General features: G+C 60.1%; 21 protein-coding genes. 12 read left to right on the top strand and 9 right to left on the bottom strand.

All coding sequences use genetic code 11. The annotated features are described in order from the left end of the window. Positions 1 to 43: 43 nt before the first annotated feature. A complete protein-coding gene (locus E0L15_RS05385; RefSeq protein ID WP_168124815.1) occupies positions 44 to 229 on the top strand; it encodes a hypothetical protein in 186 nt (61 codons plus the stop codon). Beyond that, complete coding sequence (locus tag E0L15_RS05380) at positions 222 to 839, top strand: Fic family protein (protein WP_168124814.1); 618 nt, start codon at positions 222 to 224, stop codon at positions 837 to 839. The genes E0L15_RS05385 and E0L15_RS05380 overlap by 8 nt, the downstream gene beginning before the upstream one ends. Before the next feature lie 153 nt (positions 840 to 992). Here the strand turns inward: E0L15_RS05380 and rpiB are convergent, their stop codons facing one another. From rpiB to E0L15_RS05365, 3 genes are all read right to left on the bottom strand, one after another. Next, a complete protein-coding gene (rpiB, locus tag E0L15_RS05375; RefSeq protein ID WP_168124813.1) occupies positions 993 to 1,436 on the bottom strand; it encodes a ribose 5-phosphate isomerase B in 444 nt (147 codons plus the stop codon). Positions 1,437 to 1,454: 18 nt separating this feature from the next. Next, positions 1,455 to 2,261, bottom strand: a complete 807-nt coding sequence (locus E0L15_RS05370; RefSeq protein WP_168124812.1) for a PHP domain-containing protein — start codon at positions 2,259 to 2,261, stop codon at positions 1,455 to 1,457. A 185-nt stretch (positions 2,262 to 2,446) separates the two neighbouring features. After that, positions 2,447 to 4,462, bottom strand: coding sequence for a glycosyltransferase family 39 protein (locus E0L15_RS05365; protein ID WP_168124811.1), 2,016 nt, complete (start codon positions 4,460 to 4,462; stop codon positions 2,447 to 2,449). Positions 4,463 to 4,737: 275 nt separating this feature from the next. Here E0L15_RS05365 and hrcA point away from each other — a divergent pair, with 275 nt between their 5' ends. The 5 genes from hrcA to E0L15_RS05340 all read left to right on the top strand — a co-directional run bounded on the left by hrcA (position 4,738) and on the right by E0L15_RS05340 (position 12,856). Next, entirely contained in the window at positions 4,738 to 5,805 is a 1,068-nt protein-coding gene (gene hrcA, locus E0L15_RS05360) for a heat-inducible transcriptional repressor HrcA (RefSeq protein ID WP_168124810.1), read from the top strand. 6 nt (positions 5,806 to 5,811) lie between these two features. Then, positions 5,812 to 6,342, top strand: coding sequence for a nucleotide exchange factor GrpE (gene grpE / locus E0L15_RS05355; RefSeq protein WP_168124809.1), 531 nt, complete (start codon positions 5,812 to 5,814; stop codon positions 6,340 to 6,342). Between the two features lie 55 nt (positions 6,343 to 6,397). Further along, the gene (gene dnaK, locus E0L15_RS05350) at positions 6,398 to 8,254 is read left to right on the top strand and encodes a molecular chaperone DnaK (protein WP_168124808.1); all 1,857 of its coding nucleotides are present in this window, start codon (positions 6,398 to 6,400) and stop codon (positions 8,252 to 8,254) included. 90 nt (positions 8,255 to 8,344) lie between these two features. Continuing rightward, positions 8,345 to 9,517 carry a molecular chaperone DnaJ gene (gene dnaJ, locus E0L15_RS05345; protein WP_168124807.1) on the top strand — a complete coding sequence of 391 codons (1,173 nt, stop codon included), beginning with the start codon at positions 8,345 to 8,347 and terminating at the stop codon, positions 9,515 to 9,517. A 141-nt stretch (positions 9,518 to 9,658) separates the two neighbouring features. After that, entirely contained in the window at positions 9,659 to 12,856 is a 3,198-nt protein-coding gene (locus E0L15_RS05340) for an SIR2 family protein (RefSeq protein WP_168124806.1), read from the top strand. Between the two features lie 465 nt (positions 12,857 to 13,321). Here the strand turns inward: E0L15_RS05340 and E0L15_RS05335 are convergent, their stop codons facing one another. Further along, the gene (locus tag E0L15_RS05335) at positions 13,322 to 13,729 is read right to left on the bottom strand and encodes a hypothetical protein (protein WP_087233495.1); all 408 of its coding nucleotides are present in this window, start codon (positions 13,727 to 13,729) and stop codon (positions 13,322 to 13,324) included. A 123-nt stretch (positions 13,730 to 13,852) separates the two neighbouring features. Between E0L15_RS05335 and E0L15_RS05330 the strand changes: the two genes are divergently transcribed. After that, positions 13,853 to 14,470, top strand: a complete 618-nt coding sequence (locus E0L15_RS05330; RefSeq protein WP_168124805.1) for a single-stranded DNA-binding protein — start codon at positions 13,853 to 13,855, stop codon at positions 14,468 to 14,470. On the opposite strand, the gene E0L15_RS05325 is transcribed toward E0L15_RS05330, so the two are convergent. Next, positions 14,449 to 15,033, bottom strand: a complete 585-nt coding sequence (locus E0L15_RS05325; RefSeq protein ID WP_168124804.1) for a uracil-DNA glycosylase — start codon at positions 15,031 to 15,033, stop codon at positions 14,449 to 14,451. The two genes, E0L15_RS05330 and E0L15_RS05325, sit on opposite strands and share 22 nt — an antisense overlap. A gap of 173 nt (positions 15,034 to 15,206) precedes the next feature. Here E0L15_RS05325 and gatC point away from each other — a divergent pair, with 173 nt between their 5' ends. Genes gatC through E0L15_RS05305 form a run of 4 tightly spaced genes read left to right on the top strand, consistent with a single transcriptional unit; the run spans position 15,207 to position 19,010 of the window. After that, complete coding sequence (gene gatC, locus E0L15_RS05320; RefSeq protein WP_168124803.1) at positions 15,207 to 15,497, top strand: Asp-tRNA(Asn)/Glu-tRNA(Gln) amidotransferase subunit GatC; 291 nt, start codon at positions 15,207 to 15,209, stop codon at positions 15,495 to 15,497. Further along, positions 15,494 to 16,960 (top strand): Asp-tRNA(Asn)/Glu-tRNA(Gln) amidotransferase subunit GatA, encoded by a 1,467-nt coding sequence (gene gatA, locus E0L15_RS05315; RefSeq protein ID WP_168124802.1) that lies wholly within the window; start codon positions 15,494 to 15,496, stop codon positions 16,958 to 16,960. Before gatC ends, gatA begins: the two co-directional genes overlap by 4 nt. Continuing rightward, positions 16,957 to 18,378, top strand: a complete 1,422-nt coding sequence (gene gatB / locus E0L15_RS05310) for an Asp-tRNA(Asn)/Glu-tRNA(Gln) amidotransferase subunit GatB (RefSeq protein ID WP_168124801.1) — start codon at positions 16,957 to 16,959, stop codon at positions 18,376 to 18,378. Before gatA ends, gatB begins: the two co-directional genes overlap by 4 nt. 17 nt (positions 18,379 to 18,395) lie before the next feature. Further along, positions 18,396 to 19,010, top strand: a complete 615-nt coding sequence (locus E0L15_RS05305) for a thiamine diphosphokinase (protein ID WP_168124800.1) — start codon at positions 18,396 to 18,398, stop codon at positions 19,008 to 19,010. Positions 19,011 to 19,056: 46 nt separating this feature from the next. Here the strand turns inward: E0L15_RS05305 and E0L15_RS05300 are convergent, their stop codons facing one another. Genes E0L15_RS05300 through cysK form a run of 4 tightly spaced genes read right to left on the bottom strand, consistent with a single transcriptional unit; the run spans position 19,057 to position 22,056 of the window. Next, positions 19,057 to 19,458 carry an Rrf2 family transcriptional regulator gene (locus tag E0L15_RS05300; RefSeq protein WP_168124799.1) on the bottom strand — a complete coding sequence of 134 codons (402 nt, stop codon included), beginning with the start codon at positions 19,456 to 19,458 and terminating at the stop codon, positions 19,057 to 19,059. 6 nt (positions 19,459 to 19,464) lie between these two features. Continuing rightward, on the bottom strand, positions 19,465 to 19,899 hold the full coding sequence (gene nifU / locus E0L15_RS05295; protein WP_168124798.1) for a Fe-S cluster assembly scaffold protein NifU: 435 nt from the start codon (positions 19,897 to 19,899) through the stop codon (positions 19,465 to 19,467). 10 nt (positions 19,900 to 19,909) lie between these two features. Next, positions 19,910 to 21,100: a cysteine desulfurase NifS gene (gene nifS, locus E0L15_RS05290; protein ID WP_168124797.1), complete on the bottom strand. Its 1,191-nt coding sequence runs from the start codon at positions 21,098 to 21,100 to the stop codon at positions 19,910 to 19,912. Positions 21,101 to 21,123: 23 nt separating this feature from the next. Continuing rightward, positions 21,124 to 22,056, bottom strand: coding sequence for a cysteine synthase A (gene cysK / locus E0L15_RS05285; protein WP_168124796.1), 933 nt, complete (start codon positions 22,054 to 22,056; stop codon positions 21,124 to 21,126). Positions 22,057 to 22,194 lie beyond the last annotated feature (138 nt).

Raw genomic sequence — 22,194 nt, 5'->3', positions numbered from 1 at the left:
AAATCAGGTATACTATTACCAAAGCGCAAAGGAGGCGGGCGGTATGAACAGCAAGGAAACACGGAGAATGGAATATGTTTTGACCACCCATGCCATTGAGAAATTGACCCCTAGCGAAAAGGCGGTTGGCCTATGCCGGAAGGTGACGAAAGGAACCGTCAGTGCGGATGCTGCGGTATCCGCACTGTTGAAGGACTACGGCGTCAAGCGGATGCGTGCCCATGGATAAGGGCTTTGGAAAATACGACGTCTATGCCGTTGCAGGGTCGATATACTGCTATCGGGGCACCAGCGTATTGAAAAATCGCTTTGGTTTGAGAGATATGGAAACGCTGAAAAAATTGGAGGCGGATATTTCAGCGGTTCGCCAAAGTGATCTGTTGACCCATCCCATTCAGGGACGCTTTTCCCCCAACCATCTGTGCCGGATTCATCGGTATCTGTTGGGAGATGTCTATCCCTTTGCCGGGCACTTTCGTCGGGAAGACATTATGAAAGGGAATACCCGATTTTTAACCCATGGAGAGATAAAAGCAAAGCTGTCCAAGCTGCTGGAAGAATTGGCAGAGGAAGATTATCTCCAAAATCTGTCCTTTGAGGCATTGGTAGACCGCAGCGCCTACTATTTTGCAGAGCTGAATTATATCCACCCCTTCCGGGAAGGAAATGGACGTTCTATACGGGAATTTATGCGACAGCTGTATGCTCTGAATGGGTATGAAGTGAATTGGGCGGCGGTACCGACCCAGACATTTCTCAAGGTGATGGAGGCATCTGTGTTTGATACCACGTACTTGAGGGATATTCTGCGCATCAGTTTGACCAAGAGTCAACCATGAGAAAGGCCAGCTCTGGGCCCAAGTGGAACAGTATGTCCTGCTGGTGGTGATGCTGGGTGGACTATTCGTACCCCTGTATGTGGCAGCCAAATGGCATAAATAAAAGAAAGAGGTGTGGGCCAAGCTCACACCTCTTTTTGATGGTTTGGGGAATTAGGCCTCGTTTTCAATGGCCATGATCTTACCCACACGGCGCGCATGGCGGCCGCCCTCAAACTCGGTATTGAGGAACACGTCCACAATGCGGTCGGCCATGTTGGGGCCGATGAGAGCGCCGCCCATGGCCAGCATGTTGGCGTCGTTGTGGCGGCGGGTCATCTCGGCGGAATAGGGCTCGCTGCACAGCGCGCACCGGATGCCCCGGACCTTGTTGGCGGCGATGGAGATGCCGATGCCGGTGGTGCACATCACGATGCCCCGGTCACAGTCGCCGCTGGCCACCAGCTGGGCGGCAGCCTTGGCAAAATCGGCGTAGTCGCAGCTGTCGGTGGAGTAGGTGCCGCAGTCCACCACCTGGTGGCCCTGTTCGGTCAGGTACTGCTTGAGGTGCTCTTTCATGGCGAAGGCGCCGTGGTCACTGCCAATGGAAATTTTCATGTTCAGGACTCCTTTTCCTTAAAGTTTGTGACAGACAGGGCGGCGGCCCTGGTAGGTGGTGACGTGGGAGAACCCGGCCTCCCGCAGCAGCTCCAGGGCCTCGGGAATCCCCAGGGCCATGTGCTCGGGCTGGTGGGCGTCCGACCCCACGGTGACATACTCGCCCCCGCAGTCCTTGAACCAGCGCAGCAGAGGCAGCCACTCCTCCAGGGACATGCCCCGGCAGGTGTTTACCTCCAGGGCGTGGCCGCTGGCGGCTACTTGGCGGAAGATCTCCTCCACCTGGTCCCGGAAGGGCTCCAGGGTCAGGTGCTGTCCGTCCCGGGCCATGTAGCGCAGAGGATAGTTGATGTGGGCCAGGGAGTCGTAGCAATCCGGGTGCTCCTTCACCAGCTCCCAGGTATGGCTGAGGGCGTTTTCCACCGCCTGACGGCACAGGCCGGGGTCAGCGGTGAAGTTGGTAAAGTAGAAATCCTGGTTGTTCTGTGCCCCAATCCAGTTGTGGAGGGAGCCCAGCACAAAGTCCAGTTCCTCCCCGGCCTGGGCCAGAATGGCCCGGGCAGCCTGGGGATTATAGGGGGCGGAGCCCAGCTCCAGCCCCAGGCGCACGGTGAGGGGAGCGTCCCCCCGGCCGTGGTACTGGTCCAGAGCCTCCTGCCAGGGGAAGGTGAGGGTGGGCTTGCCGTCCCCGTCCAGCAGGTCGCAGTGGTCGGTGATGCACAGCTCCTGGACCCCCGCCTGTACGGCGGCGGCCATCATGTCAGACAGGGAAGCGGTGCTGTCAAAGGAAATACGGGTGTGGGTATGGCAATCACAGAGATACACAGGGAATCAGCCTCGCAGAGTTTTCCCGCCCGCAGGCGGGAAAAGAATCGGAATCACGTTATTTTCACGGACATGTGCCGGGAAAATAACACTTCTCATGGCGGATGGGGTGACTTTTTCGTAAGAAATCGAGCCACATCCGCCATGCAAAACCTTCTCCAAAGAAGTCCTTGGACTTCTTTGGATTATAGAGGCCAGCTGGGGAACCAACGCAGGAACACCTCGCTGTACCACAGCGGGATATACAGTCCGGTGAGGGCGGGGTAGAAGATGGCGTACACTGCCACAGTGCACCCAGTGAAGCCGTAGACGGCCAGGGTGGCCCCCTTCTTGTGCCGGTCCAGCATGTCGTTCATCAGGTAGGCGATGGCAAAGACCAGGAACAGAATGGTGGGGAAGTAGTGATAGGCAAACAGGGTGCGGCCAATGGGCAGCCAGGGCAGGAACTGAGAGAGAATGGCGATGAGGATGAACAGTCCCCGTCCACATTTGCGGCGGATGGTCTGGATGAGCACGGCGAAGAAGGCCAGCAGGCCTGCCCAGGACACCAGGGGATTGTTAAAGGAGGCAAACAGACTCTTGACCCCCTCGGTGTTGGCCAAATCCAGGTCCCGATAGTACAGAATGGGCCGGGCGTCAAAAATCCACTGGTACCAACTGGACTGGTAGGGGTGGGTGGAGTGGACGCCCTGGTGGTAGGAGAGCATGAACTCCTGGTTGCTCCACATCACATTCAGAAGGTTATCCAGGGTGAGATTGCCCTGGGCGGTGGCGTAGGGGATGTAGGAGGCGGTGTAGATCACCGAGGGCAGGAGCACAAAGAAGATGATGGACAGGGAGGTGGTGCTCAGCACGAAGCTGATGAAGTCGAAGCCCTGGGGGTCCAGCTTCCACTCCCGGTACCGGAACACCAGGCCCAGCAGCCACATCACCGCCAGACCGGCCCCGGCGTAGATCACCGTCCACTTGCAGGCGCAGCCGATGCCCCAGAACAGTCCGCACAGGAACAGAGGCACGGCGGTTTTCCGCAGGGAAGAGCCCACGGGGCAGCACAGCCAGCGGTACATAAAGTAGTAGGACACCAGGATGAAGAACACCCCGTAGGTGTCTATGGTGCCGATGCGCGTCTGTACCAGGTGCATGAAGTCAAAGGCGAAGAGACAGGTGCCGCAGAAGGCCACCGGGGTCTTGCCAAAGAAGTTTTTCAGGAACACATAGAGGATGGGCAGCATGAGTACCCCGAACAGGGTACCCATAAACCGCCAGCCAAAGGGCACCATGCCGAAGAGGGCGATGCCAAGGGACATGATGAGCTTGCCCAGGGGCGGGTGGGAGACCTCATAGGGATAGATGTTGTTCAGATGCTCCAGGGCGGTGCGGGGGTGGTAGATTTCGTCAAAGTAGGAGGAGTTCATATAGGTCTGCTTGGTGGTCCACTCCTCCGGCTCGTCAAACAGGGCCTCGGCCCCCACGTCCACGTGGTCGGGGGTGAGAGGCTCGCCGTCACTCCACAGGGCCAGCTCGGCCAGCCACACGCCTTCTGTCCGGTCAGCGGTGGTAGCGGTGATGCGGAAGGTGGTGGCCTCCAGAGTCACCGGGGGCACGTCCATGCCCTCGGGAATCTGGTTTAAGTCCACCGTCTCCCATTTAAATAAGGTGGCGTAGTTCTGGTCCAGGTCCACCCACTTCCAGTCCGAGCCGTTGTTGGTGTACTCCAGACGGTAGGTGCCAGTGCCCAGAGAGGTGTAGAAGGAGATCTCATCCACCTTCACCGGCTGGGAGAAGGAGAAGGTGTAGGAGTCCCCCTGCTGGAACTTCACGTAGGACTCTGGGGCGGACATACTGCCCAGCTGGAAGAAGGCGGTGATGGCGTAGATTACCGTCACCAACACCAGGGGAATCCAGTCGCACCGCTCCATGGGGGTGTAGGGCAGGGTGAGACTCATGGACTTGCGCCGGGACTGGGCCTCGGACATGGCAATCCACTCCAGAGAGTTGGCCCGGGGCTTGAGGCAGTACCAGTAATACACGAAAAAGGCCACCACAATGGCCATCCCCATCAGTGCAAACACAAAGGCGGGGGAGAGATTGGTGAAGAACCAGCCAACCCCGGTGACCGCGCTGTCCCAACCCTGCTGTATTCGCTCAAACAGGTTGGGAGAGGCGGAGGACGTGGCGGTGGCAGCGGTGAAAAGCTCCATAGCGGTTGACCTCCTAGGTGAACATAGACATAGATATACATATTTTACTACGAATGGCCGCCGATGAAAAGACTCAAATGTGAAATTACCCCGCTCTTCCGGGAACGGTTAGCAATCGGCCGGGAATACTGCAAAAAACCTTGTGTGTTTTATCCCCCATTTCCATTCACATTTAATTTACAACTGAACTATTGACAATTCACGGGGGTGGTGGTACAGTATCTTTAGCACTCGGGGATAGTGAGTGCTAATACGAGAGAACAGGAGGATGCCGCTTGGACCTGACAGAACGAAAAAAGAAAATTTTGCGGGCTGTGGTGGAAAGCTATATCCGTACCGCCGAGCCGGTGGGCTCCAAGGCGATTTTGGAACTGGCGGATTTAAAGGTATCCTCCGCCACCATTCGAAATGAACTCTCCGACCTCACCGAGATGGGGTATCTGGAGCAGCCCCACACCTCCGCCGGACGGGTGCCGTCCCCCAAGGGATATCGGCTGTACGTCAACGAGCTGATGGAGGAACAGCGGCTGAGCCTGGAGGAGACGAAGCAGATCAACGATGCCCTGCATTTGAAAATGCAGGAGCTGGACAAGGTCATCGACCAGGCCGGGCGCATGGTGTCCCAGCTGACCAACTATCCCGCCTTTGCCTTGGCGGGGGAACGGCGGCGCACCACCATTCGACGCTATGACCTCATCATGGTGGACACCAACTCGTTCATCGTGGTGGTGATGACGGACAGCAATGTGGTGAAAAACAAGCTCATCCGCCTGCCCACCGACCTGTCCCAGCCCCAGCTGCAAATGCTCACCACCCTGCTCAACGCCTCCTTTGTGGGCAAGAGCCTGGAGGAGCTGACCCCCGAACTGATGCGGGTGGCGGAACATGCGGCCGGCAGCGCCTACGGCCTCATCTCCCTGGTGGTGTCCTTTGCCATGGAGGTGCTGGACGCCCTGGAGCACGGCCCGGTGTACACCGCCGGAACCAGCCACATTTTAGACCACCCGGAATACCGGGACGTGGACAAAGCCCAGAAGCTCATGAGCTACCTCAACGAGGAGCAGTCCCTGGCCAACGTGCTGGACCTGCCCGCCCTCAGTGAAGACAACACCAAAATCCTCATTGGGCCCGAGAACGTGGCCGATGAATTAAAGGATACCAGCGTGGTGCTGGCCAGCTACGACATCGGAGACGGCATGAAAGGCGTCATCGGTGTGGTGGGGCCCACCCGCATGGACTACGCCAAGGTGGCCGCCAAGCTGTCCTACGTGGCAGACGGCCTGTCCAAGCTCTTTGGAGGGCAGGGCGGACTTCCCCCAGCCATTGGCGAAAAGGAGGAATAGTACCCCATGGATGAAAAGACAATGAATACCGAATCCACCGAAAACCTGGAGCAAGAGGTGGAAGAGACCACCGCCGAGCCTCAGCAGGAGGCCCAGGCAGAAGCGGCTCCCCAGGTGGACGAGAAGCTGGCCCAGGCCGAGGAGAAATACCTGCGCCTGGCCGCCGAGTACGACAACTACCGCAAGCGCACCGCCAAGGAAAAGGAGAGCGCCTGGACCAATGCCAAGGCCCAGACCGTGGCCGCCTTCCTGCCGGTGTACGATAACCTGGAGCGGGCTTTGAAGCAGCAGACCACCGACGAGGCCTACGCCAAGGGCGTGGAGATGACCATGAAGGGTCTTCAAGATGCCCTCAGTGGCCTGGGCGTGGAGCTGATTCCCGCTTTGGGCGAGACCTTCGACCCCAACCGCCACAATGCCGTGATGCATGTGGAGGACGACGCCGCCGAGGAGAACACGGTGGTGGAAGTGTTCCAGCAGGGCTTTACCTGCGGGGATAAGGTCATTCGGTTTGCCATGGTAAAAGTGGCCAACTGATTCATATATTACCCTTTGTAAAAACATATTTGCCATATATTTAGGAGGAATTATTATGTCTAAGATTATTGGTATCGACCTTGGTACGACTAACTCTTGTGTGTCCGTCATGGAGGGCGGCGAGGCCGTCGTCATCCCCAACGCCGAAGGCAACCGCACCACTCCTTCCGTGGTGGCCTTCTCCAAGGACGGCGAGCGCATGGTGGGCCAGGTGGCTAAGCGCCAGGCCATCACCAACCCCGACCGCACCGTGATCTCCATCAAGCGTGAGATGGGTTCCGACTACAAGGTGAACATTGACGGCAAGAAGTACACCCCCCAGGAGATCAGCGCCATGATCCTGCAAAAGCTGAAGGCGGACGCCGAGGCTTACCTGGGCCAGACCGTCACCGAGGCCGTCATCACCGTCCCCGCCTACTTCACCGACGCTCAGCGTCAGGCCACCAAGGACGCCGGTAAGATTGCCGGCCTGGAGGTCAAGCGTATCATCAACGAGCCCACCGCTGCCGCTCTGGCCTACGGTGTGGATAAGGAGAGTGACCAGAAGATCATGGTCTACGACCTGGGCGGCGGCACCTTCGACGTGTCCGTGCTGGAGGTGGGCGACGGCGTCATCGAGGTGCTGGCCACTGCCGGTAACAACCGTCTGGGCGGCGACGACTTCGATAAGTGCATCATGGACTGGATGGCCGCTGAGTTCAAGAAGGCCGAGGGCATCGACCTCACCGGCGACAAGGTCGCCATGCAGCGCCTGAAGGAGGCCGCCGAGAAGGCCAAGATCGAGCTGTCCGGCGTCACTTCCACTTCCATCAACCTGCCCTATATCACCGCTGACGCCACTGGCCCCAAGCACCTGGAGCTGACTCTGACCCGTGCCAAGTTCAATGAGCTGACCGCTCACCTGGTGGAGGCCACCACCGGCCCCGTGCGCCAGGCCATGAACGACGCCGGCCTGAAGTCCAGCGACCTGCACAAGGTGCTGCTGGTGGGCGGCTCCAGCCGTATCCCCGCTGTCCAGGAGGCCGTGAAGAAGATCACCGGCCTGGAGGGCTTCAAGGGCATCAACCCCGACGAGTGCGTGGCCATGGGCGCTGCCATCCAGGGCGGCGTGCTGGTGGGCGACGTCAAGGGCCTGCTGCTGCTGGACGTCACCCCCCTGTCCCTGGGCATTGAGACCATGGGCGGCGTGATGACCAAGCTCATCGAGCGCAACACCACCATCCCCGCCAAGAAGAGCCAGATCTTCACCACCGCTGCCGACAACCAGACCTCCGTGGAGGTCCACGTGCTCCAGGGCGAGCGTGAGATGGCGCAGTACAACAAGACTCTGGGCCGCTTCCACCTGGACGGCATCGCTCCCGCCCGCCGCGGCGTGCCTCAGATCGAGGTGACCTTCGACATCGACGCCAACGGCATCGTCAACGTCACCGCCAAGGATATGGGCACCGGCAAGGAGCAGAACATCACCATCACCTCCTCCACCAACATGTCCAAGGAGGACGTGGAGAAGGCCGTGCGGGAGGCCGAGCAGTTCGCTGCTGAGGACGCCCGCCGCAAGGAGGAAGTGGACACCCGCAACCAGGCCGACCAGATGGTCTACCAGACCGAGAAGACCCTGGAGGAGATGGGCGACAAGCTGGATGCTGGCGACAAGGCCAACATCGAGGGCGAGCTGAACAAGGTGAAGGAGGCCCTGAAGGGCACCGACACCCAGGCCATCAAGAACGCCACCGAGGCGTTGACCCGCGCCTTCTACGCCGTCAGCGAGAAGCTGTACAGCCAGGCTGGCGCTCAGCCCGGCCCCGACATGGGCGGCGCTGCTGGCGGTGCCACTGGCGCCGCCAACAACGGCGGCGACGACAACGTGGTGGACGCCGACTACGAGGTCGTGGACGACGACAACAACAAGTAAGTAATTGACCGGGTTTCACAAGCGGGGTGCATCAAACCACCCCGCTTGTGGCAGGTTTATTTATCCTGCCCAGTGAGGTGACGACATACAATGGCAGAACAAAAACGTGACTATTATGAGGTCCTGGGCGTGTCCAAGACCGCCTCGGACGATGAATTGAAAAAGGCCTACCGCAAGCTGGCCAAGCAGTATCACCCTGACCTGAACCCGGGCAATGCAGAGGCAGAGCAGAAGTTCAAGGAGGTCAACGAGGCCTATGAGGTGCTGTCCGACAAGGATAAGCGGGCCAAGTACGACCAGTTCGGTCACGCCGGGGTAGATCCCAACTTCGGAGCCGGTGGCTTTGGAGGCGGCGGCTTCGGTGGGTTCGACATGGGCGACGTGGACCTGGGCGACATCTTCGGCTCCTTCTTCGGCGGCGGCTTTGGCGGGTTTGGCGGCGGTCAGCGCCAGGCCAACCCCAACGCCCCCAAGCGGGGGGCTTCTCTGCGGGTGAACATGACCATCACCTTTGAGGAGGCCATGCGGGGCGTGGAGAAGGAGATCAGCCTCAACCGCACCGAAAACTGCACCACCTGCCACGGCTCGGGCTGTGCCAGCGGCACCACCGCGGAGATCTGCCCCGACTGCCACGGCACCGGACAGGTGCGCATCCAGCGTGGAGCGGGCGGCTTCGCTTTCACCACCACCGCCCCCTGTTCCAAGTGCCGGGGCACCGGTAAGATTATCCACCAGCCCTGTCCCGACTGTCATGGAGACGGCCAGGTGCGCCGCCCCCGCAAGATCAAGGTGAAGATTCCCGCCGGCATCGACGATGGCCAGTCCATCTCCATGCGTGGCCAGGGCAACGAGGGCCTCAACGGCGGACCCGCCGGGGACCTGCTGGTGAACATCTCGGTGATTCCCGACCCCCGCTTCCAGCGGGACGGGTACGACCTGTATCTGGAGCAGAAGGTGAGCTTCACCCAGGCCGCTCTGGGTGCCGAGCTGCAGATCGACACCATTGACGGCAAGGTCAAGTACAACTTGCCCGCCGGGACCCAGCCCGGCACCACCATCCGCCTGCGGGGTAAGGGTGTGCCCAACGTCCACGGACGGGGCCGGGGCGACCAGTACCTGCTCATCAAAGTACAGGTGCCCACCAACCTCACCAATGAGCAGCGGGACGCTCTGAAGGAGTACGCCCGCACTATGGGGGAAGGGTCCCCCGCTCCGGCAACCCCGGTGCGGGACTTCTTTGAGAAGAAGCGGAAGAAGAAATAAAAAATCAAAAAATGAAATGCGGAAGGTCTTCTGTAGGACCTTCCGCATTCTTTTTTGTCAAACCTTGCGTGTGGGATGGCCATGGTGTAAAATGGATGAAACACACGAACGGCCAGAACACAGACGAGGGGAGACCGAGCTATGGCAGCCATCACATTTACACAAATTATGAACTGCTATCCCGATAATCCAATGGTTTATGACCATATCAAACGGGACTGTGGCAAACTGATTCCCTTTGTGGGGGCGGGCTTGTCTGTGCCCTGCTATCCCCTGTGGCCCAGTGCACTGAAGGAACTGGCGGAACAGGTGGCAGTACCGGAGACAAAAAGCGATATTTTAGATATGGTAGAGGGGGAAAATCCCCAGCTGCTGGAGGCGGCACAGGCCCTGGAGGATTACTGGGGGCCCAGAGGAATGGCAGATCATCTGCTGGAGCTGTTTTCCGCTGCTAAAATCCAGGAGCACAAGGAAAAGTTGCCCCATCAGAGCGTCTGGCTTCTGCCGCTGCTGTTTCCGGGGAAACCTGCGGTGACCACCAACTTTGACCGGGTGCTGGAGACGGTGTACCACATGCAAGGGTGTCAGTTTGACACGAAAATTTTGCCCAACCGCCAGGAGTTGCAAGACCAATTGCGGCAGGGAGAGCGCCACGGCCTGTTGAAGCTCCACGGGGACATCGGAAGCGAAACCCTGGAGTATTCCTCCATCATCTTTGGAAAGCGGCAGTATCAGGAGGCCTATCAGCCGGGAACTCCCATGGTAACCAATCTACAGGCGTGGTTTTCGGGAAAAATGCTGCTGTTTTTGGGCTGTAGCCTGAAAGCGGACGAATATTTAAACCTGTTGCAGGGCGTGGTGCAGCTGCATCCTGGGGTGACCCACTACGCCATTTTGGAGTGCGAAGATGTGAGGGATGCCGCCGCACGGGCCAGGCAGTTGAGGGACCAGTGGGGGATTCAAGCCCTGTTTTATCCCAAGGGGCGGCATGAGGCGGTGCGGGTCATCCTGGAGAAGCTGCTGGAAGACCATAATCCCACCGCCTATCAGGCCCTGCCCACCCATGTGGGAGCACTGACCAACCAGAGCCCCAGCAGCCGCTTCCACTACAAAAGTGGGGCGGTCTCCTTCCACGGCAGACGGAAGGAGCTGGAGCAGTTGCGGGAATTCTGCGGACAGGAGAATGTGGCCTTTCGCTGGTGGGCGGTGACCGGAGCAGGCGGCGCAGGGAAAAGCCGTTTAGTGTACGAGTTTGGGCAGGAGATGGAGCGCGCTAAATGGAATGTACTCTGGCTCAATTCCACCCATATGGACCACTTGGACACCCTGCCCATCCCCACCAAAACCCTGGTGGTGGTGGACTATGCCCAGGCCTATTTGGGGCATCTGGGCTGCTGGATCGAGAAACTGGACAAGCGGGATCATCTGGTCCCGGTGCGGCTGCTCCTGTTGGAGCGGGACGGCGAAACTCTGGATAGTAGTTCCTGGGGAAGTGGATTAAGTGCGGAGGTATTTCGACCCAAAACTATTCGAGAGTCCTGTTGGAAAGAGACATTTTTACAGCTTTTCCCCTTGCAGGAGGAGGCGCTTCTCCGCATTATGAAAGACTATGCGGACACAGCGGGCAAGAGCTTGCCAGAAGCCCAAGCCCAACAGCTGGTGGAGACCTTGAAAACCACGGACCCCGGACTGCGCCGTCCCCTGTATGCCATGTTTCTCACCGATGCATGGGTCAATGGAGAAAAGCCAGAGAAGTGGGGACAGAAGGCGGTACTGGACTATGTGCTGCAACGGGAAAATGAGTATTTTGAGGAGAAACTAGGACCGAAACTATACGACTTGTCCGAAGTATTTTGCCAGTTGCGTCTGGTGGCAACTATTTGGGATGGAATCACCCCGGAGCAAGTGGCCCAGGAATACCCAAAGCTGTGGAGCGAGTTTCAGATCCAGGCAAACGCATCTAATTGTGCGAAATTGGAGAAAAAATTGCTTCAACAGGTGGGATTGCTCCAAGGGACAGAACTGGCAGGGCTGAAACCGGACCTGTTGGGCGAATATTTTGTACTCCAGCACCTAAAGAAGCAGGAAGTGTTGCAATTGCTTTTCCCAGATGGGTGGCAGGCCAAGGGGAAACTTGTGGCGTTCCTATTCCGTATGTACTCGGATTACCACGAAAAACTAGAGAATGTGGAAGCATTTTGGGATTATATGCTCTGCCCTTCTGCGGATGCAGTGAAAAGATATGGGATGATGTTGGTGAATGTTGCAGTGAAGTCAAGCGCATATGCTTCCTCAGCCATTGAGGCACTTAAAACCTTGTGGGAAAGGGATGGTCATCAGGTAACAGATGCTCTGTTGTATGCTCAGGGGCTGGTGAACCTGACGACTAGGCAGCCAGTGGAGGGAGCAGAAGCTGTCGTAGGGCGGTTAAAGGAACTACAGGAACGGTATTCCGGGAATGAGGAGATTGCTCTCTGGTATGCCCGGGGGCTATTCAACCTGTCCTGTGATCAAGATGTAGCGGAAGCGGAAGTCACGGTAGAGCGGTTAGCGGAGTTGTATGAGCAGTATTCAGGGAACCAGGAGATAGCCCATGCGTATGCCAGTGGGCTGGTAAACCTGCTCAACAAGCAAGAGTTAGAGGAAACGGAAACCACTATAGAGCGGTTAAAGGAACTACAGGAGCGGTATTATGGGAATGAGGATATTGCCCTTGCATATGCCCAGGGTCTGGTGAACCTGACCGCCAAGCAAGCATTAGAGCAGGTGGAAGTCAGCGTAGAGGGGTTAAGGGAGCTACAGGAGCGGTATTTTGGGAATGAGGAGATTGCTCTTGCGTATGCCCAGGGGCTGGCAAACCTGACCGCCAAGCAAGAGTTAGAGGAAGTAAAAACCACCATGGGGCGATTATGGGAACTACAGGAACGGTATTATGGGAATGAGGAGATTGCCCATGCGTATGCCCGGGGGCTATTCAACCTGTCCTGTGATCAAGATGTAGCGGAAGCCAGCGTAGAGCGGTTAAGGGAACTACAGGAACGGTATTCCGGGAATGAGGAGATTGCCTTAGAGTATGCCAAGGGGCTGGTGAACCTGTCCTGTGATCAAGATGTAGCGGAAGCCAGCGTAGAGCGGTTAAGGGAACTACAGGAACGGTATTCCGGGAATGAGGAGATGACAGTTGCATATGCTGTTGGACTATGGGTGCTAGCTGTAAAGCAAACTGCTCAGGAGGCGCAAAGTACCATACCGAAAATAGAAAGCTTGTGCCAGAAATATCCTGAAAATGGGGATGTGAAAAAAATATTGAAAGCATTGGAAAAACTGCAAGAGAACTAATATGGCAGATACAAGCTGAAACGTATACACAAAATAAGAGTGCGGGAAGAAGTTCGACTTTCTCCCGCACTCTTGCCATTTATTCACTCGTCTAAGTAATATTGAATTTCACTGGCCTGGGCTTGAATCAGCTCCTCCATGGCCTGCTCCACCGCCTCCGTCAACTCCTTGGGGGACTTGACCCTGATGTACTCGGTTGTGTGCTTGGCAGAATTGCCCCATTGGTTGGGTTGTTGGGCGTAGGGTGACGTATACCTTCTGAATTTCCAAGGGCAATGTCAAGGCCCCCACGGGCCGGGCAAGCCACGGCCCCTACCCCAGCGCAACAAGGAGTGCAGCGGTGGCCTTCGGCGACAGGAACGCCGCCCCCGCCGGAGTAGCCCCAGAGGGGGAGCCCAGGAGGGGGTAGCCTTCCTCCAGAAGCTAAAAAACTTCCACAGCCCATCCCTGGACTGTGGAAGTTTTTCAATGTTCAATGGTGATGTTTTCGGTGCCGTGGGCCTCAAATTCGTCGATATAGGCGTCCATGCGCTCCATGAGCTCCTGCTGGTTGCTCTCGTCGATGGGCACGTAGTTCATATCCCGCCGGGCCAGGTCCTCGGCCAGAATGTCGAAGAACACGTTGTTCTCATATTCCATGATGGCCTCGTGGATTCCGCCCTCGGCAAAGGCCCTGGAGGGTACGATCTCGCCGTGGTACACCTCCGCCAAGGGCTCCATGCCCTCTCGGGCGGCCTGGGCAAAGAGCAGGCTTTCCACCTGGTCGTAGTCCTCAAAACGGTCGTCGCCCCGGGTGGAGTTGAGCACCCAGTTGCCGATATACACCATGTCCAGCAAGCGTCGGAACTGCTTGCGTGTCAGTTGTACCTCCATATGCAGCCCTCCTTTATAGGGGTATGCCATATATTATACTGACGTGTCTGGGAATGTCAACGGTCATACTCTGGCCCCCGGACGCATACACTCCAACAGATTTTACCCATGGAGTGTGATGTCATGAGCCAAGTAAAAGGAGAAAATCAGGGGATGCTGCGGGGAGAAGTTCTGGCCGTTCCCAAGCTGTCCCACCACAACCACGGGGTGGACTACTACCTGGTGCCATTCCGGGTGCCCCGCCTGTCGGGAGCCGAGGACGTGGTGAATCTGGTGGTGTCCCAGCCCCAGGCCGAGCTGTGGCAGCCGGGGAACTGGCTGGAGGTGGGGGGCGAGGTGCGCTCCTACAACAACCGTTCGGGGCAGGGCAGCCGCCTGGTCATCACCATGCTGGTGCGGGAGGTGCTCCAGGCCCACTGCCGGGAGGGGGAGAACCACCTGCTGCTGGCGGGCGCCCTGTGTAAGCCCCCGGTGGCCCGCCGTACCCCCTTGGGCCGGGAGATCTGCGATCTGCTGCTGGCGGTGAACCGCCCCTATGGCCGGGCGGACTACTTACCCTGCATCGCCTGGGGGTCGGTGGCAAACCGCTGCGCCCAGATGGAAGTGGGGGACCGGCTGCGCCTGGAAGGGCGGCTCCAGAGCCGCCAATACCACAAGATGGTGGAGGGGGAGCGCCAGACCCGCACCGCCTATGAGATCTCCATTATGAACCTGCTGCCTCAGAGCGAGGAGGAGGAGTAGACCTGGGGGCACAGCTGCCGGGCCTTGGAGCGGATGGCCCGCAGGTCCCCGAAGGTGTCCGGCTTCTTGGAGGGGTCCCGGAGCAGAGCGGCGGGGTGGTAGATGGCGGTCATGGCCACCCCGGCCTTCTCCACCCACTGGCCGTGCTGCTGGGTGATTTTGTAGCCGGGGTCAATGAGCCGCTGGGCGGCGATGCGGCCCAGACAGACGATGATCTTGGGGCGCAGCAGGGCCACCTGGTTGCGCAGGTAGCCGATGCAGGCGTCCTGCTCGGTGTGCAGCGGGTCCCGGTTGTGGGGCGGGCGGCACTTGACGATGTTGGCAATGTACACGTTTTTCTCCCGGCTCAGGCCGATGAGGGAGAGCATGTCGTCCAGCAGCTGACCCGCCGGGCCCACAAAGGGGATGCCCTGCAAGTCCTCCTGCTCCCCCGGGCCCTCGCCCACCAGCATAATGGGGGCGTTTTGGGGGCCCACCCCAAACACCACATGGTGGCGGGTCTCCGCCAGGGGACACTGGCGGCAGGCTTGACAGGTCTCGTTGAGCTGCTCCCAAGATAACATACAGTCGGCTCCTCTCCGGTGATCTTCTTGCCTCTAGTGTACCATAAACTGACGCCCCTGACTAGAGTGTGGCCGCGCATTGACAAAGCCCACAGGTCGGGTGTAAAATATCCCAAACAAGCCCCAGCTGTGGTTGTTTCACGGCTTGGGGCGTCTTTTTTGGAGGGACACCCATGGAAGAGACAAGCAAGCAGGTGCGCAAGCTCTCCCACCTGGCCCGGCTCTCCCTCACCCCGGAGGAGGAGGGGGAGCTGGCCGGACGGCTGGAGCAGATGGTGGGCTATCTACAGGCCCTTTCCCAGGTGGAGGAGGGGGCGGAACCGGACACCCCGTGTGCGGTCCCCTTCCGCCCGGACGGAGTGGCGCCCTCCCTGGATCGGGACAAGCTGCTGGCCCAGGCTCCCCTCACGCGGGACGGGTATGTGGTGACCCCCAGAAGCGTGGGAGAGGGGGGCGAAGCATGAACTTTACCCACCTCACCGCCCTGGAGCTGGGCCGGGCCATTGCAGCGGGGGACGTGACTATTCCCCAGGCCACAAAGGCAGCCCTGGAGGAGATCGCCCAGAGGGACAAGTCCCTGAACAGCTGTATCACGGTTTTGGAAGAGCAGGCCATGGAGCGGGCGGAAGTGCTTCAAAAGGGCCTGAAACCGGGGCTATCTCCCCTGTACGGGGTGCCTCTCCTCTTAAAAGACAACCTGTGTACCCAGGGGGTAAAAACCACCTGCGGTTCCAAGCTGCTGGCGGGCTATATGCCCCCCTATGATGCCACGGTGGTGGAGAAGGTACAAAATGCCGGGGGCGTGTGCCTGGGCAAGGGCAATCTGGACGAGTTTGCCATGGGCTCCACCACCGAGACCTCCTACTTCGGCCCCACCCGCAACCCATGGGATGAAAACCGGGTGCCCGGCGGGTCCTCGGGGGGCTGCGCCGCCGGGGTGGCGGCGGGCTTTGCCTGGTACGCCCTGGGGAGCGACACCGGAGGCTCCATCCGCCAGCCCGCCGGGTACTGCGGTCTCACCGGGCTAAAACCCACCTACGGCACGGTGTCCCGGTATGGACTGGTGGCCTATGCCTCCTCCTTGGACCAGGTGGGCTCCCTGTGCCGGGACGCCGCCGACTGCGCCGCTGTGCTGGACCTCATCCAGGGGAAGGACCGCCGGGACAGCACCACCGTGGACGGCAACTATGGAGGGCTGCTGGCCTCCCTCAACGGGGATATTCGGGGCCTGCGGGTGGGCCTGCCTGTGGAGTGCTTTGGGGAGGGGCTGGACCCCTGTGTTGCCCAGCGGGTGAGAGAAGTGGCCCAGGTGCTTCAGCACCGGGGGGCTGTCCTCACAGAGGTGTCCATCCCGGAGCTGAAACAGGTGATTGGTGCCTATTACGTGCTGGCCTCGGCGGAGGCCTCCTCCAATTTGGCCCGGTATGACGGAGTAAAGTACGGATTTCGGGCGGAAAAGTACAAAAATCTCACCCAGATGTATGAGAACACCCGCAGCCAGGGCTTTGGAAAAGAGGCCAAGCTGCGCATGTTGCTGGGCACCTTTGTGCTCAGCGCTGGGTACTACGAGGCCTACTATAAAAAGGCGTTGGCGGTGAAGGAGCAGGTGAAGGTCGGCCTGGAGCGGGCATTTGCCGCCTGTGACGTGCTCCTCACCCCCGTCACCCCCAACACCGCACCCAAACTGGGGGAGAGCCTCAGAGACCCCATGAAGATGTATCTGTCCGACCTGTACACCGTCCCCGCCAATCTGGCGGGACTGCCCGCCCTGTCCATGCCCTGCGGGGTGGACGGGCAGGGGCTGCCCGTGGGAGCCCAGCTCATGGGGCCTCGGTTTGGGGAGCAGGTGCTGCTGAGCGTGGCTCATGCCTACCAGCAGGAGACGGACCATCATAAAAGCGTGCCGAGAGGGGGCGAAGGGCGATGAACTGGGAGATTGTCATGGGGCTGGAGACCCATGTGGAGCTGTCCACCGAGAGTAAGATTTTCTGCGGCTGTTCCACTTCCTTTGGCGCTGCCCCCAACCGCCAGTGCTGCCCCGTGTGTATGGGTCTGCCCGGGGCGTTGCCCGTGCTCAATGAGAAGGTGGTGGAGTACGGGGTGAAGGTGGGGCTGGCCCTGGGCTGCTCCATCACCCCGGTGAGCCGTTTTGACCGGAAAAACTACTTTTACCCGGATTTGCCCAAGGGGTACCAGATCAGCCAGCTGTACGCCCCCCTGTGCACTTGTGGCCGGGTGGAGGTGGCGGGGACCACCATCGGCATACACGAAATCCACATGGAGGAGGACGCCGGGAAGCTGTACCACGCCCCCGCCACCGGGGAGACCCTGTGCGACTTCAACCGCTGCGGGGTGCCTTTGCTGGAGATCGTCACCGAGCCGGACTTTCGCACCCCGGAGCAGGTGGTGGCCTATCTGGAGCTGCTGCGGGAGCGGCTGCAATACCTGGGGGTGTCCGACGGCAAGATGGAGGAGGGCTCCCTGCGGTGCGATGTAAACCTGTCCGTGCGCCCGGTGGGGGGTCACACCCTGGGCACCCGCACCGAGATGAAGAACCTGGGCTCCTTTAAGGCCATTGCCCGGGCCATTCAATATGAGAGCCAGCGACAGATTGCCCTTTTGGAGCGGGGAGAGCGGGTGGTGCAGGAGACCCGCCGCTTTGACGAGGAGAAAGGGGAGACCTTCTCCATGCGCAGCAAGGAGGAGGCCCGGGACTACCGCTACTTTCCCGAGCCGGATTTGCCCCCGGTGGTGTTGTCCCAGGAGTACATCCAGGACATCCGAGACCACCTGCCCGAGCTGGGGGAGGCCAAGCGGAGACGCTACGCCCAGCAGTACCAGCTGCCGGACTACGACTGCCAGATGGTCACCAGCCACCCGTCCCTGGCCCGGTTCTTTGAGGAACTCATTGCTTTGGGTACACCGCCCAAGCAGGGGGCCAATTGGATTATGGGGGAGGTGCTGGGGGCCCTGTCCGCCCGGAGCCTCAGCCCGGAGGGGCTGACCATCACCCCTAAGACCTTGGCCCGGCTCATTCAGTTGGTGGGGGAGGGGAAGCTGAACCGGAACACGGCAGTGAAGGTATTTGAAGCGGTGTTTGACACCGATGGAGATGTAGATGCCTATGTGGCTGCCCACGGCCTGGAGCAGGTGCAGGATGTGGAACTGGTGGAGAACACCGTGGCCCAGGTGCTGGAGGAGAACCCCCAGTCGGTGGCAGACTGGCGGGGCGGGAAAGAAAAGGCCTTCGGCTTTCTGGTAGGCCAGACCATGCGGAAATTGCAGGGAAAGGCAGACCCCCAGACGGTGCGGCGGGTACTGCTGGAACAGCTGGGTCAAGAATGAGAAACGAGGAGAGAACCATGTCCATTTGTTATATTTTTGCCTCGGGGGAGTACGGGAAAGAGTGGCCGGACATCCAGCCGGGGGATTTGAGCATTGCCGCCGATGGGGGCTATGCTCAGATGCAGGCCCATGGGGTGGACCCGGACCTGGTGGTGGGGGACTTTGACTCCCTGGGCTATGTGCCCCCCCACCCCCACATCGTCCGTCACCCGGCGGAGAAGGACGACACGGACACCGCCCTGGCCCTCAGCGAAGGATGGAGCCGGGGATACCGAACCTTCCACATTTACGGCTCCTTAGGTGGAAGGTTGGATCACACCCTGGCCAACGTGCAGCTGCTGTGCGGCCTTGTGGAGCAGGGAGGCCAGGGGATGCTGGTGGGTCCCGGCATGACGGTGACGGCGGTGCACAACGGCACCCTGGAGCTGGAGGGGGAGACGGGGCGCACCCTGTCCATCTTCTGCCTGGGCGAGCCCGCCCATGGGGTGACGCTGGAGGGGGTGAAGTACCCCTTGCACGGGGCCACCATGACCGTCCAGGTGCCCCTGGGGGTGAGCAACGAGTTTTTGGGCGGCCCCGCCCGCATTACGGTGGAGCGGGGAACGCTGGTGGTTATGATCGTGAGCGACTAAAAACAGCTGCGGGGCAGAGACTTACGGTCTTCTGCCCCGCAGCTGTTTATTTCATCAAATCTGCCAGGGTGACGCTGTCCAGGTACTCGTTGACCCGCCGCCCCAGCTCGCACCACATCGAGCGGGTGGGGCAGGTGTCCCGCTGCTGGCAGGGGGTCGCCCCCGCTTCCAGACAGGCCACCGGGGCCAAATCTCCCTCGGTGAGCCGCAGAATATCCCCCACCCGGTACTCCTCCGGGGCCCGGGTGAGCTGATAGCCGCCCCCCTTGCCGTGGGTGCCCACAATATAACCATTTTTGGACAGCACCGGGAGGATTTTCTCCAGGTATTTGAGGGAAATCTGCTGCCGTTGCGCCACATCCTTCATGGGAATGGGGCCCTGGCTCTGGTGCTGGGCCAAGTCCACCATCACCCGCAGGGCGTAGCGGCCTCGGGTGGATACCAACATGGGGCCTTAGTGGGCGTGGCAGTGGCCGCAGCTCTCGCAACAGGGGAACTGGCTGTGGTCGTACTCGATGCCGTTCTTGTCGTAGTAGTCCTTCAGGGCCAGCTTGATGGCCTCCTCGGCCAGCACAGAGCAGTGCACCTTCTGGGCGGGCAGTCCGTCCAGAGCCTCCACCACCGCCTGGTTGGTGAGGGTGAGGGCCTGGGACACGGGCTTGCCCTTGATGAGTTCGGTGGCCATGGAAGAGGAGGCAATGGCGCTGCCGCAGCCGAAGGTCTCAAACTTCACGTCCACAATGATGTCATTCTCAATTTTCAGGTAGATGCGCATGATGTCGCCGCACTTGGCGTTGCCCACTTCGCCCACGCCGCTGGGGTTCTCCATGGAGCCCACATTGCGGGGGTTGCGGAAGTGGTCCATTACCTTTTCACTGTATAAAGCCATAGTAAATACCTCACTGGATAATAAATTCTTGAATGCCTGCTTCCAGGTTGCGCCACACCGGGGAGATGGAGCGCAGATAGGCCACCACTTCGGTGACAGCCTCCACCATATAGTCCACCTCTTCCTCAGTGGTGTCCGGGGAGAGGGACAGCCGCAGAGAGCCGTGGGCGATCTCGTGGGGCCGCCCAATGGCCAGCAGCACGTGGCTGGGGTCCAGGGAGCCGGAGGTGCAGGCGGACCCGGAGGAGGCATATACACCCTTGTCGTCCAGCAGCAGCAGGAGAGACTCCCCCTCGATGCCCTCAAAGCAGAAGTTCACGGTGCCGGGCAGCCGGTGCTCCCGGTGGCCGTTGAGCACGGAGTGGGGAATGTTGGACAGCCCCGCAATCAGTCGCTCCCGCAGGGCGGTGAGTTTGGCGGTGTCCTCGTCTAGATGGTCGCAGGCCTCGTCCAGAGCGGCGGCCATGCCCACAATGGCGGGAATGTTCTCGGTGCCGCCCCGGCGATTGCGCTCCTGGGCGCCGCCATGGATGAGGGGGAAGATGGGCACACCACGGCGGGCGTACAGCACCCCGATGCCCTTGGGGCCGTGGAACTTGTGGGCGGACAGGGACAGCAGGTCAATGTTCTGCTCCGCCACGTTCACGGGCAGGTGACCCACCGCCTGGACGGCGTCGGTGTGGAAGAGCACCCCGTGGCGGCGGCACACCTCGCCGATCTCGGCGATGGGCTGCACCGTGCCAATCTCGTTGTTGGCGTACATGATGGTGACCAGACAAGTCTCGTCGGTGATGGCCTCCTCCACCTGCTGGGCGGACACCATGCCGTCCTCATGGACGTCCAACAGGGTGACGGTAAAGCCCTCCTTCTCCAGGGCCTCCAGGGTGTGGAGGACGGCGTGGTGCTCAAAGGCGGTGGAGATGATGTGGGTCTTGCCCTTGAGCTTGCCAAAGGCGGCGGCAGAGCGGATGGCCTGGTTGTCCGCCTCGCTGCCCCCGGAAGTGAAAATCACCTCGGTGGGCTGGCAGCCCAGGCGGGCGGCAATGCGAGCCCGGGCCTCGGTGAGGGCCTCCTGGGCCCGCTGGCCCACGGAGTGGAGGCTGGAGGGGTTGCCGTACTCACCCTGTAGATAGGGGAGCATGGCATTCAGCGCCGTGTCACTCAGGCGAGTGGTGGCGGCGTTATCAGCGTAAATTTGCATGGTAGGATTCCTTTCCTATCTCTTTATTCGGTAAACATGGGGGTGGACAGGTACCGGTCCCCGGTGTCAGGGAGGAGCACCACAATGGTCTTGCCCTCGTTTTCCGGGCGCTTGGCCACCTCAATGGCGGCGTGGAGCGCGGCACCGGAGGAGATGCCCACCAGCACGCCCTCGCTGCGGCCCATGAGCCGCCCGCCGGCGTAGGCCTCCTCACTGGTGACGGGGAACACCTCGTCATAAACCTGAGTGTTGAGCACTTCGGGCACAAAGCCCGCCCCGATGCCCTGGAGCTTGTGGGGGCCAGGGTTGCCGCCGGAGAGGACGGGGGAGTCGGAGGGCTCCACCGCCACCACCTGCACCTTGGGGTTGCGGGACTTCAAGTACTCGCCCACTCCGGTGATGGTGCCGCCGGTGCCCACACCAGCTACAAAAATGTCCACGTTTCCGTCGGTGTCGTCATAGATCTCCGGCCCGGTGGTCTCCCGGTGGGCCTTGGGGTTGGAGGGGTTGACAAACTGGCCGGGGATGAAGCTGTTGGGGATCTCGGCGGCCAGTTCGTCGGCCTTGGCAATGGCTCCGGCCATGCCCTTGGCCCCGGGGGTGAGCACCAGCTCGGCCCCGTAGGCGGTCATGAGCAGGCGGCGCTCCATGGACATGGAGTCGGGCATCACCACGATCATGCGATAGCCTCGGGCGGCGGCCACAGCGGCCAGTCCAATGCCGGTGTTGCCCGAGGTGGGCTCGATGATCACCGAGTCGGGCTTCAAAGCCCCGCTGGCCTCGGCGTCCTCAATCATGGTCAGGGCCACCCGGTCCTTTACCGACCCGGCGGGGTTGAATAGCTCCAACTTGGCCAGAATCTTGGCCTTTAGGCCCAGTTTTTCCTCAATGTGGGTCAGCTCCAACAGCGGGGTGTGACCGATGAGCTGATGGGCGGATGTATAGATATGTGCCATAACGGATTCCTCCTGATGCAACGAATTAAAACCTACTGAGTTGGTTGGTTATATGATACGCCTCTTTACCTACCTTGTCAATCGGTAATTGAGAAAAAGAAAAAACTTCCCCGACCCACAGGAGTGGGCCGGGGAAGG

The organism is Pseudoflavonifractor sp. SW1122 (assembly GCF_012027765.1).
GTDB classification, from domain to species: domain Bacteria; phylum Bacillota; class Clostridia; order Oscillospirales; family Oscillospiraceae; genus Enterenecus; species Enterenecus faecium.
The sequence above is the reverse complement of the archived record's forward strand: the minus strand, read 5'-3'. Positions and strand labels throughout refer to the sequence as shown.

What these genes read in the sequence shown, in the direction of transcription:
- E0L15_RS05385 (WP_168124815.1), top strand. Translation starts at nt 44, where the DNA reads ATGAACAGCAAGGAAACACGGAGAATGGAATATGTTTTGACCACCCAT.
- E0L15_RS05380 (WP_168124814.1), top strand. Translation starts at nt 222, where the DNA reads ATGGATAAGGGCTTTGGAAAATACGACGTCTATGCCGTTGCAGGGTCG.
- rpiB (WP_168124813.1), bottom strand. Translation starts at nt 1,436, where the DNA reads ATGAAAATTTCCATTGGCAGTGACCACGGCGCCTTCGCCATGAAAGAG.
- E0L15_RS05365 (WP_168124811.1), bottom strand. Translation starts at nt 4,462, where the DNA reads ATGGAGCTTTTCACCGCTGCCACCGCCACGTCCTCCGCCTCTCCCAAC.
- grpE (WP_168124809.1), top strand. Translation starts at nt 5,812, where the DNA reads ATGGATGAAAAGACAATGAATACCGAATCCACCGAAAACCTGGAGCAA.
- dnaK (WP_168124808.1), top strand. Translation starts at nt 6,398, where the DNA reads ATGTCTAAGATTATTGGTATCGACCTTGGTACGACTAACTCTTGTGTG.
- dnaJ (WP_168124807.1), top strand. Translation starts at nt 8,345, where the DNA reads ATGGCAGAACAAAAACGTGACTATTATGAGGTCCTGGGCGTGTCCAAG.
- E0L15_RS05340 (WP_168124806.1), top strand. Translation starts at nt 9,659, where the DNA reads ATGGCAGCCATCACATTTACACAAATTATGAACTGCTATCCCGATAAT.
- E0L15_RS05335 (WP_087233495.1), bottom strand. Translation starts at nt 13,729, where the DNA reads ATGGAGGTACAACTGACACGCAAGCAGTTCCGACGCTTGCTGGACATG.
- E0L15_RS05330 (WP_168124805.1), top strand. Translation starts at nt 13,853, where the DNA reads ATGAGCCAAGTAAAAGGAGAAAATCAGGGGATGCTGCGGGGAGAAGTT.
- E0L15_RS05325 (WP_168124804.1), bottom strand. Translation starts at nt 15,033, where the DNA reads ATGTTATCTTGGGAGCAGCTCAACGAGACCTGTCAAGCCTGCCGCCAG.
- gatC (WP_168124803.1), top strand. Translation starts at nt 15,207, where the DNA reads ATGGAAGAGACAAGCAAGCAGGTGCGCAAGCTCTCCCACCTGGCCCGG.
- gatA (WP_168124802.1), top strand. Translation starts at nt 15,494, where the DNA reads ATGAACTTTACCCACCTCACCGCCCTGGAGCTGGGCCGGGCCATTGCA.
- gatB (WP_168124801.1), top strand. Translation starts at nt 16,957, where the DNA reads ATGAACTGGGAGATTGTCATGGGGCTGGAGACCCATGTGGAGCTGTCC.
- E0L15_RS05305 (WP_168124800.1), top strand. Translation starts at nt 18,396, where the DNA reads ATGTCCATTTGTTATATTTTTGCCTCGGGGGAGTACGGGAAAGAGTGG.
- E0L15_RS05300 (WP_168124799.1), bottom strand. Translation starts at nt 19,458, where the DNA reads ATGTTGGTATCCACCCGAGGCCGCTACGCCCTGCGGGTGATGGTGGAC.
- nifU (WP_168124798.1), bottom strand. Translation starts at nt 19,899, where the DNA reads ATGGCTTTATACAGTGAAAAGGTAATGGACCACTTCCGCAACCCCCGC.
- nifS (WP_168124797.1), bottom strand. Translation starts at nt 21,100, where the DNA reads ATGCAAATTTACGCTGATAACGCCGCCACCACTCGCCTGAGTGACACG.
- cysK (WP_168124796.1), bottom strand. Translation starts at nt 22,056, where the DNA reads ATGGCACATATCTATACATCCGCCCATCAGCTCATCGGTCACACCCCG.